Below are 13,837 nucleotides of genomic sequence, written 5' to 3'. Positions count from 1 at the left end.
TTTTTTGGAGTTTGAGCAGGGATGATTAGACAAGTAGAAGAAACTTAGGATACAATGAAGTACAACTTATCAATAGAATAAGCTCGGATAATTGCGAATCAGAACGTTTTTTAGTTTGTTGTCTGGAGGTGCCGTGATTGAAGAATGAACATAAAACATTGCCATTGCTGCCTTTAAGAGGTTTGCTTGTTTACCCATCAATGGTTTTACATCTTGATGTAGGACGTGAGAAGTCTGTACAAGCACTTGAGAAGGTTATGATGGATGACCAGAAAATTTTTCTATCTACACAAAAAGAGGTGGAAATTGAAACACCTGATGTAAAAGATATCTACGAGATTGGAACACTTGCAACGGTAAAGCAAATGCTGAAATTGCCAAATGGCACAATAAGAGTGCTTGTTGAAGGGCTCCAACGAGGAAAAATTGTAGAATTTAAAGATACAGAAGAGTTTTATGAGGTTGAAGTAGAGCAAATTAATGAAAGCGCAGATAAGAATGTTGAAGAAGAGGCATTAATGCGAACAGTTCTTGATTTATTTGAACAATACATTAAAGTTTCTAAAAAAGTGACCGCCGAAACATTTGCGTCTGTAAGTGATATCGAGCAGCCCGGACGGCTTGCTGATATTATTGCTTCTCATCTTTCATTAAAGATTCGCCAAAAGCAAGAAATTCTAGAAACCTATAGTTCACAAGAACGATTAAATAAGCTGATTGAAATTCTTCAAAATGAAAAAGATGTAATCGATCTTGAAAAGAAAATTGGTCAGCGTGTAAAACGGTCGATGGAGAAAACACAAAAAGAGTATTATCTTCGCGAACAAATGAAGGCGATTCAAAACGAACTGGGTGAAAAAGAAGGTAAAACTGGTGAGATCGCAACACTCAAAGAGAAAATTGAAGAAGCGGATATGCCCGAATCCGTTCAAGAAATGGCGTATAAAGAGCTTGATCGGTATGAGAAAATTCCGCAAAGCTCAGCTGAAAGTTCTGTTATTCGTAATTATATTGATTGGTTAATTCAAGTACCTTGGTCAAAAGAAACGACGGATAACCTAGATATTAATCATGCAGAAAAGATTCTTGATGAAGATCATTACGGTCTTGAGAAAGTAAAAGAACGTGTGCTAGAATATCTTGCTGTTCAGCAACTCACCAAATCGCTCAAAGGACCAATTCTTTGTCTTGTTGGACCTCCTGGGGTAGGGAAAACATCACTTGCAAGATCTGTCGCTCGTTCCATTGGACGAGAGTTTGTGCGAATTTCTCTTGGTGGTGTGCGTGACGAGGCTGAAATACGAGGTCATCGTAGAACCTATGTTGGAGCTATGCCAGGTCGAATCATCAGAGGGATGAAAAAAGCAGGCACTGTTAACCCTGTTTTTCTATTAGATGAAATCGATAAAATGTCTAATGACTTCCGTGGTGATCCATCATCTGCCTTATTGGAAGTGCTTGATCCACAACAAAACAACACATTTAGTGATCACTATATTGAAGAGCCGTATGATCTGTCGAAAGTGATGTTCGTAACAACAGCGAATAATCTTGCAACGATACCGGAACCACTACTTGATCGTATGGAAGTCATTCAAATTGCAGGGTACACTGAAATTGAAAAAGTGAATATTGCTAAGAATTATCTTGTACCAAGACAGCTTGAAGAGCACGGATTGAAAAAAGGTAATCTTCAGCTCAGAGAAGAGAGTCTTTATAAGCTTGTGCGCCACTATACGAGAGAAGCTGGTGTTCGTAATCTTGAGCGCCAAATTGCTACGGTTTGTCGAAAAGCAACGAAATTAATTGTTTCAGGTAAGAAAAAACGCGTTATTGTTACTGAAACAATGCTTGAAGAGCTGCTTGGACATCCGAAATTTCGTTATGGTGAAGCTGAGAAGGAAGATCAAATTGGAACCGCCACGGGTCTAGCTTATACGACGGCTGGTGGAGACACCCTTGCTATTGAAGTTTCCCTATCACCTGGTAAAGGTAAGCTCATATTAACAGGGAAACTTGGCGATGTGATGAAAGAATCAGCTCAAGCTGCGTTTAGTTATATTCGCTCTAAGTCAGAAGAGCTTTCCATTGACCCGTCGTTCCATGAGTCGAACGACATCCATATTCACGTACCAGAAGGGGCTACTCCAAAAGATGGTCCATCAGCAGGGATTACAATTGCCACGGCTCTTGTATCCGCATTAACAGGCAAGGCTGTACGAAGAGATGTAGGGATGACCGGTGAGATTACGTTACGTGGACGTGTTCTGCCGATTGGTGGACTAAAAGAAAAATCGCTTAGTGCGCATCGAGCTGGTTTAACCACTATCATCATGCCAAAGGAAAATGAAAAAGATCTGGATGATATTCCAGAAAGCATTCGCAAAGATTTAACATTCCTTCCAGTCTCACATTTGGATGAAGTGTTAAAAACCGCACTTGTGGGGGAGAATAAATGAAAGTAACGAAATCAGATTTTATAATTAGTGCTGTTAAGCCAGAGCAATATCCTGTAGATGGTTTGCCTGAGATTGGCTTAGCTGGCCGATCTAACGTAGGGAAATCTTCTCTTATTAACACGCTAATTAATCGAAAGAATCTTGCTAGAACATCACAAAAACCTGGAAAAACCCAAACGCTTAATTTTTATTTAATTAATGAGCTATTGTATTTTGTGGATGTTCCTGGTTATGGCTTTGCTAAAGTATCCAAGAAAGAAAGAGATGCTTGGGGGCGTATGATTGAGACTTATTTAACTGATCGAGATCAGCTTAAAGCGGTCATTCAAATTGTTGATTTACGTCACTCTCCATCTAATGATGATGTCGTGATGTACGACTGGTTAAAGCACTATGAAATACCAGTAATTGTTGTAGCGACGAAATCGGATAAAATCCCTAAAGGAAAATGGGATAAACATTTAAAAATCGTTAACCAGACGCTGAAAATTGAACCATCCGACAAACTCGTCACGTTTTCTTCTCATACTGGACAAGGTAAAGAAAATGTATGGGGTGCAATTAAATCTTATTTGTAGTTATCAAGCCCGGTCAGTAGATCGGGTTTTTCTTTATGTTTATTTTTCAGATAATTAGCAATTTAGGGTTTTCAATTCAAATAGAAAGGGAATGGAAATAAAGTGAAGGAAACAGAAGGATATAGAGGCTGTTTTTCTGATATCCACTCTTAGGAGGAATTAGGAGGTGTACAAGCCGTAAGTTAGAATTGAAAGAAATGTCTAAAAATTGGTATTATAAAAGTATCGCAGTTTACATAATCCTAACTGCATGTTTGAAAAGTCGTTTAAGGGGGACACGTGATGATGAAAAGAAAGTGGAGTTTTCTAACCGCAATAATGTTATTGTTTGTGCTTGTTTTAGCCGCTTGTGGAGGGAACGAAGAAGAAAGTGGATCATCTGGTTCTGAAGGAGACGACGGTCTAGAATTAACAGAAGACGGTAAATTCAGCTACGTCGTTTCGGGTGAATTTCCACCGTTTAGTACAGTAGATAAGAATGGAGATCTTGATGGCTTTGACGTAGCAGTTGGGAAAGCCATCGCAGAAAAGTTAGATCTTGAACCCGCTGTAGAGAAATTTAAATTTAGCGGTATGGTATCGGCCATTCAGTCAGGTCGTTATGATGCGGCAGTAGCTAGTCATACGATTACGGATGAGCGTAAAGAAGCAGTTAATTTTAGTGAACCATATTACTATTCGGGACCTGTACTTTATGTACAGCCTGGAAGCGATATTAAGAGTGTAGAAGATCTAAGTGGCAAAGATGTCGCTGTATCTAAAGGTTCCACTTACGAAAAATCAGCGGAAGAGTACACTGATAAGATTTCAAATTACGATAGTGATCAAACTGCATTGCGTGCATTAAGTGAAGGAAAGCATGATGCAGTTATTACAGATGACATTACAGGCAAGCAAGCAATCGAAGAAGATTTCAAGATTGAGAAGGTTGAGCAACTTGGTACGAGTGAACAAGCTGTTGCCATTAAGAAAGAGAACTCAAATCTTCTTGAAGCCGTTAACAAAGCTTTAGAAGAGTTAAAAGAAGATGGAACACTAACAAAGCTAAGTGAGGAATACATCGGAGTAGACATCACCCAGAGTCCTGACAGTGAGTAAGGAAAAGGAATGTGTGCGATGTGCGCACATTCTTTTTTTTAACCTGTTACGTTACTGAATTCTAAGGAGCTGATCGCACTTGCCAACTTTTGCTCATTTTTTTGAAACATTATTAGAAAGCTACCCTGTTTTCTTTGAAGGTTTATGGCTAACGATTCGAGTTACATTCGTATCTGTTTTAATAGCTGTTTTTATTGGACTGTTTTTTGCACTTTTTAAAATATCTCAATCAAAAATACTTAATTGGATCGCGAATGTGTACATCGCTGTCATTCGAGGTACACCACTTATTGTGCAAATCTTTATTTTCTATTTTGGTTTAACTGAATTCAACATTCCAAAATTCTGGGCTGCTTCGATCGGACTTGCTCTCCATAATGGGGCTTATATTGCAGAGATCTTTCGAGGTTCGATTCAATCAATCGACAAAGGTCAGATGGAAGCAGGACGCTCTCTTGGAATGAGTCATACTCTTGCTATGAGGCGGATTATCCTTCCGCAAGCATTCAGACGAGCACTTCCGCCACTGGGTAACCAATTTATCATTGGATTGAAAGATTCCTCTCTAGCAGCCTTTATTGCTCTACCAGAATTGTTCAGCGTTGCGACTACGCAGGGGGCAAGAACGTTTGATGAGATGACGTATTTACTTATAGTTGCTGTATATTATCTTGTGTTGGTTCTAATCTTTACGTTCTTAGTTAACCTTCTTGAGAAACGACTATCAGCTAGTGATTAAGAAACCGGAGAGGTGTTAGAAATGGCCGAAAAAGCTGAAATGATTCGAGTAGAGAAATTGAATAAATCCTTTGGTGACCTCCATGTCCTAAAGGATATTGATCTTGAAGTTAATGAAAGTGACGTTGTTGTTCTGATTGGAGCTAGTGGTTCAGGTAAAAGCACCTTGCTACGCTGTATGAATTTTCTTGAAATCAAGAATAGTGGGAATGTAATCATTGAGGGTGAAACAATCGATCCTAAAAGAAATGATCTAAATAAAGTAAGGCAGCGGGTTGGAATGGTGTTTCAACATTTCAACTTATTCCCACATAAATCCGTTCTAGAAAACGTGATCGAAGCACCGTTAATGGTTAAGAAATTGAAACGTGCTGAGGCTGAGAAGGAAGGCAAAGAACTCCTTGCGAAGGTAGGGCTAGCTGATAAAGCAAATGTGTATCCGAACAAACTTTCAGGTGGGCAAAAGCAGCGAGTTGCAATAGCACGTTCACTTGCGATGAAGCCAGACATTATGCTTTTTGACGAGCCGACTTCTGCGCTTGATCCTGAACTTGTAGGAGAAGTTCTTTCAACTATGAAAGAATTAGCAAAAGAAGGAATGACCATGGTAGTGGTCACACATGAAATGGGCTTTGCGCGCGAAGTTGGAGACTGGGTCGTATACATGCACGACGGTAAAATTGTGGAGAAGGGTCACCCGAACGAACTGTTCAACGATCCAAAAGAACAGAGAACACAAGACTTTTTAAGTTCAATTCTATAAAAAAGTAAGGAGCTGCAGCTCCTTACTTTTTTTTCGTTACAAGATAGATACCGATTGCAATTAAAGCAAGGGGCCAGAATTTTCCTACGAAAGAAAAAGTAGTCGAAAGCCAAATTTCTAACCCGGTGTATAGAAGTTCGATAATGGATATAGCAAGTAGAATTAAACCTGGAATGAGGCCAGTTTTCTTGGTCTTATAATATGTAACGAGATAGGCAGCACTTAATATAAGGGTATACATGCCCCAGCTGTCTGGCCAAATAGCGAGTTTATTGACGAAGTAGAAATGGACACCAAGGCCAAGTAGGAGTACTCCAGGAAAAAGCATGTTTCCTTCTCTCGCAATGAAGCCTTGAATCATCATCGCTACACCGATAACGATTAGGATTACTTGCCAATTCATTAGTTGCTCAGCAAAAGGCAGGTTTAACGTTTGTGAGAGATAATAAAGGCCGATTCCGATAAATAAAACACCTGGAAAAATACTTTGACGTTTCAATGAAAATCCTCCTATTGTCAGAAATACGCATTTTTTGCTATACAATTGATTTTCTGGTACATTAATAGTTGTATGACTACTAATAATATGCAGAGATAATACTTTCTTCATCATATCATAATTGCTTTCATAGTCTGTTCACATTTCATAACTCTGTGAGTTTTGTCACATGTTACAATAATTAGAGACGGTATGATAGCAAAAGATTAGTTTTAGCTAACAATTTTTTGGGGGTGGAACGATGCACATCCTGGTCGTAGGGTTGAACCACAAAACAGCCCCTGTTGAAATACGAGAGAAACTTTCCTTTCAGGAGAATGAATTGCCTGAAGCATTAGATAAGTTGCGTCACTCTAAAAGTATTCTAGAAGCGGTGATCTTATCAACATGTAACCGTACAGAGTTATATGTTGTTGCTGATCAGCTTCATACAGGGAGATATTATTCAAAAGCTTTTCTATCTGAATGGTTTGGAATTGAGAAAGAAGAATTTTCACCATATCTAGTGATTCGCGAAAACGATGCGGCAACAGAACATCTTTATCGTGTAGCGGCTGGACTTGATTCGCTTGTCATTGGGGAGACGCAAATCCTTGGACAAGTTCGTGATGCTTTCTTGCTTGCTCAGGATTCAGAGACAACAGGAACAATTTTTAACCAGCTTTTTAAACAAGCGATTACTCTTGCTAAACGATCCCATTCCGAAACTGAAATTGGAGAAAATGCCGTTTCGGTGAGCTATGCTGCAGTCGAATTAGCCAAGAAGATTTTTGGTGGACTTCAAAATAAACACGTTGTCATTCTTGGCGCTGGCAAGATGGGTGAACTCACTGCTAAGAATTTGCAAAGCAACGGTGTAGACCAAGTTACGGTCGTAAATCGAACGCTTGAGAAAGCGACAGAGCTTGCTTCTCGTTTTAAAGGACAGGCTCGTTCTATGGATGAAGTAGAAACTGCGCTAGCTGATGCAGACATTCTAATCAGTTCAACAGGCTCAACAAGTTATGTTCTAACCGAGCAAAATGTCAAACCTCTACTTAAAAAGCGAAGAGGTCGTCCATTGTTTATGGTAGATATTGCTGTTCCAAGAGATCTAGATCCATCACTTAATAATATGGACTCTGTTTTCTTATACGATATTGACGATCTAGAAGGGATTGTCGAAACAAACATTGCAGAGCGGAAAAAGGAAGCAGAGAAAATTGAACTAATGATTGAAGAAGATCTTGTTCAATTTAGAGAGTGGCTCAATACACTTGGCGTTGTACCGATGATTACAGCATTACGTACGAAAGCACTTGCGATTCAAGCAGAAACAATGAATAGTATTGAACGCAAACTGCCGAATTTAACAGATCGGGAACGAAAAGTATTGAGTAAGCATACCAAAAGCATAGTGAACCAGCTGCTACGTGATCCTATAGTGCGTGTGAAGGAGATGGCTGCAGAGCCAAATGCAGAAGAGTCGCTTGAGATCTTCACTAAAATATTTGCGATTGAAGAAGAGATTGAGAGAGAACTCCATAAGCAAAGAGTGAAAGAAAACGAAGAAAAAAGACAGCATGAATCCGTTGACTACTCCCCTTTATTACAGGTATCGCAGTTGCGCTCCTAGGAGAGGAGACATGATTTGTGACGAACGCCAGCTGGCTTTATGATATAACGATATTACTTTATGCACTTAGTGTGCTTGGGTATTTTATTGATTTCTTGCAGAACAACCGGAAAGTAAATCAGTTTGCTTTCTGGTTGCTTTCTATTGTCTGGATCCTGCAAAGTGCGTTTCTTGTAACGCAGATTATTGAAATTGGCGGATTCCCGATTTTAACACCTTTTGAGGGGTTATTTTTTTATGCGTGGGTGATTGTCTCACTATCACTCTTAATTAATTGGTTTTTTCGAGTTGACTTCTTTGTCTTTTTTGCAAATGTACTCGGTTTCAGTATAATGGCCATCAACTTATTTGCTACTCGAGAGCAGGCATCGAGTTTACTCACTGAACAGCTTATGTCTGAGCTTTCGATTATTCATATTACGATGGCTTTCTTATCATATGGAGCATTTTCACTTTCCTTTATTTTCTCAATTATGTATTTAACTCTCTATCAAATGTTAAAAGGTAAGAAGTGGAGCAAACGACTGAGAAGATTTGGGGATTTGTCACAGCTTGAGAAATTGTCTTATTTATGTAGCGTTCTAGGTGTGCCGCTTTTGTTACTGAGCCTGATTTTAGGAATTGTATGGGCTATCTTGAAAGTAGATACATTCAGCTTACTGGATGCAAAGGTTATTATCTCTTTCATCGTTCTTGGAGCATATAGTACGTATTTATATCAAAAGGTAGCTAGAGATATGGAAGGGAAATCCCTTGCTTTATGGAACGTAGCGGCGTTTCTTATCGTTTTAATTAATGTCTTCCTTTCTGGAACATTTTCAGAATTCCATTTCTGGTATGTATAAGGGAGCACTGAATGGAGGATAAATGATGCGTAAAATCGTAGTTGGTTCAAGAAGAAGTAAATTAGCGATCACTCAAACAAAATGGGTGATCAGTAAACTAAAGGAATTAAATCCGGATGTTGATTTTGAAATCAAAGAGATTGTCACTCGTGGTGATAAAATTCTTGACGTTACTCTCTCAAAAGTTGGGGGAAAAGGCCTATTTGTGAAGGAAATTGAAGACGCCATGTTAAGAGGAGATATTGATATGGCGGTTCATAGTATGAAGGATATGCCTTCTATTTTACCTGAAGGATTAATGATTGGGTGTATACCTGAACGTGAAGATCATCGGGATGTGATTATTTCTGAATCGAAGAAGACGTTCAGAGAGCTTCCAGAAGGTGCCGTAATCGGAACTAGCAGTTTGAGACGTGGTGCACAGTTGAAAGCCATTCGTCCGGATGTGGAGATTAAGTGGATTCGCGGAAATATTGACACGCGTATACGTAAGCTTACAGATGAAGATTATGATGCTATTGTACTAGCTGCAGCGGGTCTACACCGCATGGGGTGGTCAAAGGAGATTGTTACAGAATACCTTGATCCTGATTTGTGTGTACCGGCTGTTGGACAAGGCGCTTTATCGATTGAATGTCGAGAAAGTGATGATGAACTACGAGCTATTTTAAATCAATTCAGTGATTATGAAACGACGAAAACAGTATTAGCGGAGCGAGCTTTTCTTCATACTCTCGAAGGTGGATGTCAGGTGCCGATTGCCGGTCATGCGACGCTTAAGGATGAGACGCTTACGGTTACTGGATTAGTGGGAGAGCCTGATGGTTCTATCATTATTAAGGAAATGGAAATTGGTGATGATCCTATCCAGGTAGGGAACACACTTGCAAATAGAATGAAAGAACAGGGAGCTAAGGATATCCTCGACCGTGTGAAAGAAGAATTAGACCAATGATCTCGCCGCTCTCAGGAAAGCGTGTATTGGTCACGAGAGCTCGGGAGCAGGCAACATCATTTACGAAATTAATTGAAGAAAAAGAGGGGATTTCTATTGAAATCCCTCTTATTTCATTCGAATCTCGGAATCAACTGTTGAACTCGATCACGTTGAGTGAATATAGCTGGATTGTGTTTACAAGTGCGAATGGTGTGCGGTTTTTCTTGAAGCAAGCGAAGGTTCCAAAAGGTGTAAAGGTTGCCGCTGTTGGAAGTAAAACAGCTAAGGCCCTAAAGCGATATGGGATTGAAATCAATCTTATGCCAAAGGATTTTATAGCAGAAGGGCTTGTAGCCGCTTTGTCTCGTAAGGCTGACCCAAATGAGAAGATATTATTACCAAGAGGGAATCTTGGTCGAGCAGTATTGCCGGGGCAATTAAGGGATCTTGGATTTAACGTAACTGACTTACCTATCTATGACACAGTTATTCCTTACGAGTCCAGGGCGGCATTGAAAAGAGTGATTGAAGAGGGAGAGTGTGATGTCATTACGTTCACTTCTTCGTCAACGGTCCACCATTTTAATCAACTTCTCCAAGCCGAGAATTTGAAAGATAAGCTTAAAGGGATCACAATAGTGGTAATTGGACCTATTACTGAAAAGACGCTACTGTCTTATGGGATCGTACCTCAGGTAGTCCCTGATCAATATACAATTGAAGGAATGCTTGATAGCCTTGAGCGTTTCTTTGAAAAATAGGAGGAAAGTATAATGGAAACAGGAAACTTTCATCGTCATCGTCGTCTAAGACGATCTGAATCAATGAGATCACTCGTGAGAGAAACCTATTTACATAAAGAGGATTTCATCTATCCCATCTTTGCAGTTGAAGAAGAAAATGTGAAACGCGAAATTCCTTCTATGCCTGGTGTTTATCACTATTCATTAGACCGTTTGAATGAAGAGGTACAGGAAGTTGTTGACCTTGGTATTAAGTCAATTATGATGTTTGGTGTCCCAAATCATAAGGATGCGGTTGGATCAGAAGCATACTGTGATACTGGCATCGTGCAAAGAGCTATTGCACAAATTAAAGAAGCGTTTCCTGAATTAACTGTTATTGCAGATACATGTCTTTGTCAATATACGGATCATGGCCATTGTGGTGTGATTGAGAATGGTTATGTACAAAATGACCAGTCGCTAGAGTTACTTACGAAAACAGCGATTTCTCAAGCGAAAGCAGGAGCAGATATGATTGCCCCATCTAACATGATGGATGGTTTTGTTGCGGCAATTCGTCAAGGTCTTGATGAAGCGGGCTTTGTTGACGTCCCAGTGATGAGCTACGCTGTGAAGTTCTCATCTGCTTTCTATGGTCCTTTCCGCGATGCTGCTCATAGTACTCCGCAGTTCGGAGATCGTAAAACGTATCAAATGGATCCAGCTAATCGACTCGAAGCTATTCGAGAAGCAGAGAGCGATATCGCTGAAGGGGCAGATTTCTTAATGGTTAAACCGGCTCTTTCTTATCTTGATATCATTCGTGAACTCAAAGATCGTTATCCTCTACCGATGGTTGCCTATAATGTAAGTGGGGAATATTCCATGATAAAGGCTGCGAGTCAGAACGGGTGGCTAAATGAAGAAGAGGTTGTCCTTGAGAAATTAACAAGTATGAAGCGCGCAGGAGCAGATTTAATTATCACATATTTTGCGAAAGATGCTGCTCGCTGGCTAGATCAATAGAACTGAAAGAGAGGGGTTGTGAAAATGGGTAATTTTGATCGTTCTAAGGAAGCTTTTCAAGAAGCATCTAGAGTAATGCCAGGTGGAGTGAACAGTCCAGTTAGGGCGTTTAAATCAGTTGGCATGGATCCTATTTTTATGGAAAAAGGAAAAGGATCTAAAATTTATGATATCGACCAAAATGAGTATATTGATTACGTCCTTTCGTACGGACCACTTATTCTTGGTCATGCTGATGAACAGGTTGTTGATCGCCTTAAAGCTGTGACAGAGCTTGGAACGAGCTTTGGTGCACCTAGTAAGTATGAAACGAAACTAGCTGAACTAGTGATTGATCGAGTACCATCTATTGAAATTGTTCGTATGGTGAATTCAGGAACGGAAGCCACTATGAGTGCTTTACGTTTAGCAAGAGGATATACTGGCCGTAATAAAATCCTTAAGTTTGAAGGCTGCTATCATGGGCATGGGGATTCGTTATTAATAAAAGCGGGTTCTGGTGTTGCGACACTTGGGCTACCTGACAGTCCTGGCGTACCTGAGGGAATTGCGAAAAATACTATTACGGTTCCATATAATGATCTTGAAAGCTTACGTTACGCATTCAAGGAATTTGGAGATGACATTGCCGGCGTCATTATTGAACCTGTAGCAGGTAACATGGGGGTCGTCCCACCACAGCAGGGCTATCTTGAAGAAATTCGTAAGATAACGGAAGAGAATGGCACACTTCTTATTTTTGATGAAGTTATGACAGGCTTCCGCGTTGGGTATAATTGCGCTCAAGGATTTTACAATGTTACACCCGATCTTACGTGTCTAGGTAAAGTTATAGGCGGTGGGCTCCCTGTTGGCGCTTATGGCGGTAAGAAAGAAATTATGGATCAAATCGCACCAAGCGGTCCGATTTATCAAGCGGGAACATTAAGTGGAAATCCGCTTGCTATGACGGCTGGGTATGAAACGCTATCGCAACTCACACCAGAAAGTTATGAGGAATTTGAACGGAAAGCAGAGCGACTTGGAGAAGGACTTTCAAAAGCTGCTGCAAAATACAATATCCCTCATACAGTAAATCGTGCAGGATCGATGGTTGGTTTCTTCTTTACGAATGAAGATGTGATTAATTTCGAAACAGCATCCTCTTCAAATCTTGAACATTTTACAAACTATTTTAAAGAAATGCTTGAACAAGGGATTTCACTTCCACCTTCTCAATTTGAAGGAATGTTCTTGTCAACCGCCCACACAGATCACGATATTGATGAAACAATTGCGGCTGCAGAAGCGGCTTTCTCAAAACTTGTCTAACCTAAAGCTACCGGCATTTGCCGGTAGCTTTTTCTATGATAAGAAATTGAAAACATCTTCATTCTTTTTCAATTTAGACATAATCCTGTGAATCACTCATACATGTGTAATGTATGGATAATGTTTGAAAGGAGGAGAAGGCATGCCTGAAGGCTCATATTTGCATTTCTCCGTGGAGGAGCAGGTCTGGTTAAAGAAAGGACAGGAAGTTGAAGAGGTTCTATCCATCTCACTTGACCCTGAAATTTCGATTGAAGAGTATGAGGATTATGTAGCTGTGAAAGGCTGTTTATATTTAACGGGTGAATATTTGCAGCGTGACCAAACAGATGAGGAAGTTACAAACGAGGCTTCCCCTTATCGTTCCATTCATGAGGTGAATGTTAGAGAAGATGGCACAGCGTCAATGGGGCATCGTTTCCCTGTTGATATTACGATTCCAGCAAGCCGTATAAGGAGTCTCGAGGAAATTTTCGTTACGGTTGACACGTTTGATTACTCTCTACTGGAAGAGAATTGCCTTCAGTTGAAAGCAGATATTTCCATTAGCGGCATTCAGGGGGATCAAAATCGTGTAGAAGAGGAAGAAGCTGAACTATACGTTGTAGAAGAGGACGAAGAGACAGAGGAATATACAACAGAGGAAGATGCAATCTGGGAGAATGATATTAAATACGTTGATGACAGTGAGGAAGAATCATTGGAACAGGCCTATCATTTACGCGCTCCACAAGTAGGTATGAGAGCTAAGTCAGACTCATATGAAGTAAACGAACTAGAGAACGATGATCAGGAGCAGCCGGAACCCACGTATGATTTTCTCACGAGAATGGCTAGGCAAATGGATGGTTCCAATGAATATAATAACCAGCCAATCGTAGAAGAAACGAGGTCAAATCAAGACGATCATTATAACTATGAAGAGGAGGAACAAGAGTATCAGGAAAACCGGAATCAAGCACCGCGTGAAGAAAATGCGCTCTATCTTACAAGTATGCTGACAAAAGAGGAAGAACAATTTTCGAGAATGAAGATGTGTATTATCCAACCGGGTGATTCGTTAACCGAAATAGCGGAACGCTATCGAGTCCTTCCGAGTCATCTTGCGCGAGTCAATCGTCTTGAGGAAGATGAAGTGAAGGAAGGACAGATCTTATATATTCCTGTCAATCGTTAACTTAAATTGTTTGCTGCCCCTACCTTTGGAATGTTGCAAATAGGGTAGGGGGTAAAGGGGTAATCG

At 40.2% G+C, this 13,837-nt stretch carries 13 protein-coding genes; 12 read left to right on the top strand and 1 reads right to left on the bottom strand.

Annotated features, from left to right (window positions below; all coding sequences use genetic code 11):
* The first annotated feature begins 137 nt into the window (after positions 1-137).
* From lon to Q4550_RS09165, 5 genes are all read left to right on the top strand, one after another.
* The gene (gene lon, locus Q4550_RS09185) at positions 138-2,459 is read left to right on the top strand and encodes an endopeptidase La (RefSeq protein WP_303532014.1); all 2,322 of its coding nucleotides are present in this window, start codon (positions 138-140) and stop codon (positions 2,457-2,459) included.
* Positions 2,456-3,037: a ribosome biogenesis GTP-binding protein YihA/YsxC gene (gene yihA / locus Q4550_RS09180; protein ID WP_303532012.1), complete on the top strand. Its 582-nt coding sequence runs from the start codon at positions 2,456-2,458 to the stop codon at positions 3,035-3,037. Before lon ends, yihA begins: the two co-directional genes overlap by 4 nt.
* A gap of 282 nt (positions 3,038-3,319) precedes the next feature.
* Positions 3,320-4,135, top strand: a complete 816-nt coding sequence (locus Q4550_RS09175; protein ID WP_306558415.1) for a transporter substrate-binding domain-containing protein — start codon at positions 3,320-3,322, stop codon at positions 4,133-4,135.
* Between the two features lie 79 nt (positions 4,136-4,214).
* Entirely contained in the window at positions 4,215-4,874 is a 660-nt protein-coding gene (locus tag Q4550_RS09170) for an amino acid ABC transporter permease (RefSeq protein WP_160918640.1), read from the top strand.
* A gap of 21 nt (positions 4,875-4,895) precedes the next feature.
* The gene (locus Q4550_RS09165) at positions 4,896-5,636 is read left to right on the top strand and encodes an amino acid ABC transporter ATP-binding protein (RefSeq protein ID WP_276511803.1); all 741 of its coding nucleotides are present in this window, start codon (positions 4,896-4,898) and stop codon (positions 5,634-5,636) included.
* A 22-nt stretch (positions 5,637-5,658) separates the two neighbouring features.
* On the opposite strand, the gene Q4550_RS09160 is transcribed toward Q4550_RS09165, so the two are convergent.
* Complete coding sequence (locus tag Q4550_RS09160; protein WP_303532005.1) at positions 5,659-6,135, bottom strand: LiaI-LiaF-like domain-containing protein; 477 nt, start codon at positions 6,133-6,135, stop codon at positions 5,659-5,661.
* 241 nt (positions 6,136-6,376) lie between these two features.
* On the opposite strand from Q4550_RS09160, the gene hemA reads away from it, so the two are divergent.
* The 7 genes from hemA (at position 6,377) to spoVID (ending at position 13,771) form a co-directional block, all read left to right on the top strand.
* Complete coding sequence (gene hemA / locus Q4550_RS09155; RefSeq protein WP_303532002.1) at positions 6,377-7,750, top strand: glutamyl-tRNA reductase; 1,374 nt, start codon at positions 6,377-6,379, stop codon at positions 7,748-7,750.
* A 17-nt stretch (positions 7,751-7,767) separates the two neighbouring features.
* Positions 7,768-8,595 (top strand): cytochrome c biogenesis protein, encoded by an 828-nt coding sequence (locus Q4550_RS09150; RefSeq protein ID WP_303531999.1) that lies wholly within the window; start codon positions 7,768-7,770, stop codon positions 8,593-8,595.
* A 25-nt stretch (positions 8,596-8,620) separates the two neighbouring features.
* Positions 8,621-9,550, top strand: coding sequence for a hydroxymethylbilane synthase (gene hemC, locus Q4550_RS09145; RefSeq protein WP_194219381.1), 930 nt, complete (start codon positions 8,621-8,623; stop codon positions 9,548-9,550).
* A 26-nt stretch (positions 9,551-9,576) separates the two neighbouring features.
* Positions 9,577-10,293 (top strand): uroporphyrinogen-III synthase, encoded by a 717-nt coding sequence (locus tag Q4550_RS09140; RefSeq protein WP_303531996.1) that lies wholly within the window; start codon positions 9,577-9,579, stop codon positions 10,291-10,293.
* A 12-nt stretch (positions 10,294-10,305) separates the two neighbouring features.
* Positions 10,306-11,283, top strand: coding sequence for a porphobilinogen synthase (hemB, locus tag Q4550_RS09135; RefSeq protein WP_303531993.1), 978 nt, complete (start codon positions 10,306-10,308; stop codon positions 11,281-11,283).
* Between the two features lie 24 nt (positions 11,284-11,307).
* Complete coding sequence (gene hemL, locus Q4550_RS09130) at positions 11,308-12,594, top strand: glutamate-1-semialdehyde 2,1-aminomutase (protein WP_303531990.1); 1,287 nt, start codon at positions 11,308-11,310, stop codon at positions 12,592-12,594.
* 142 nt (positions 12,595-12,736) lie between these two features.
* Positions 12,737-13,771, top strand: a complete 1,035-nt coding sequence (gene spoVID / locus Q4550_RS09125) for a stage VI sporulation protein D (RefSeq protein ID WP_303531987.1) — start codon at positions 12,737-12,739, stop codon at positions 13,769-13,771.
* Positions 13,772-13,837: the final 66 nt, after the last annotated feature.

It is taken from the genome of Anaerobacillus sp. 1_MG-2023 (assembly GCF_030547345.1).
Taxonomy (GTDB): domain Bacteria; phylum Bacillota; class Bacilli; order Bacillales; family Guptibacillaceae; genus Guptibacillus; species Guptibacillus hwajinpoensis_B.
The sequence above is the reverse complement of the archived record's forward strand: the minus strand, read 5'-3'. Positions and strand labels throughout refer to the sequence as shown.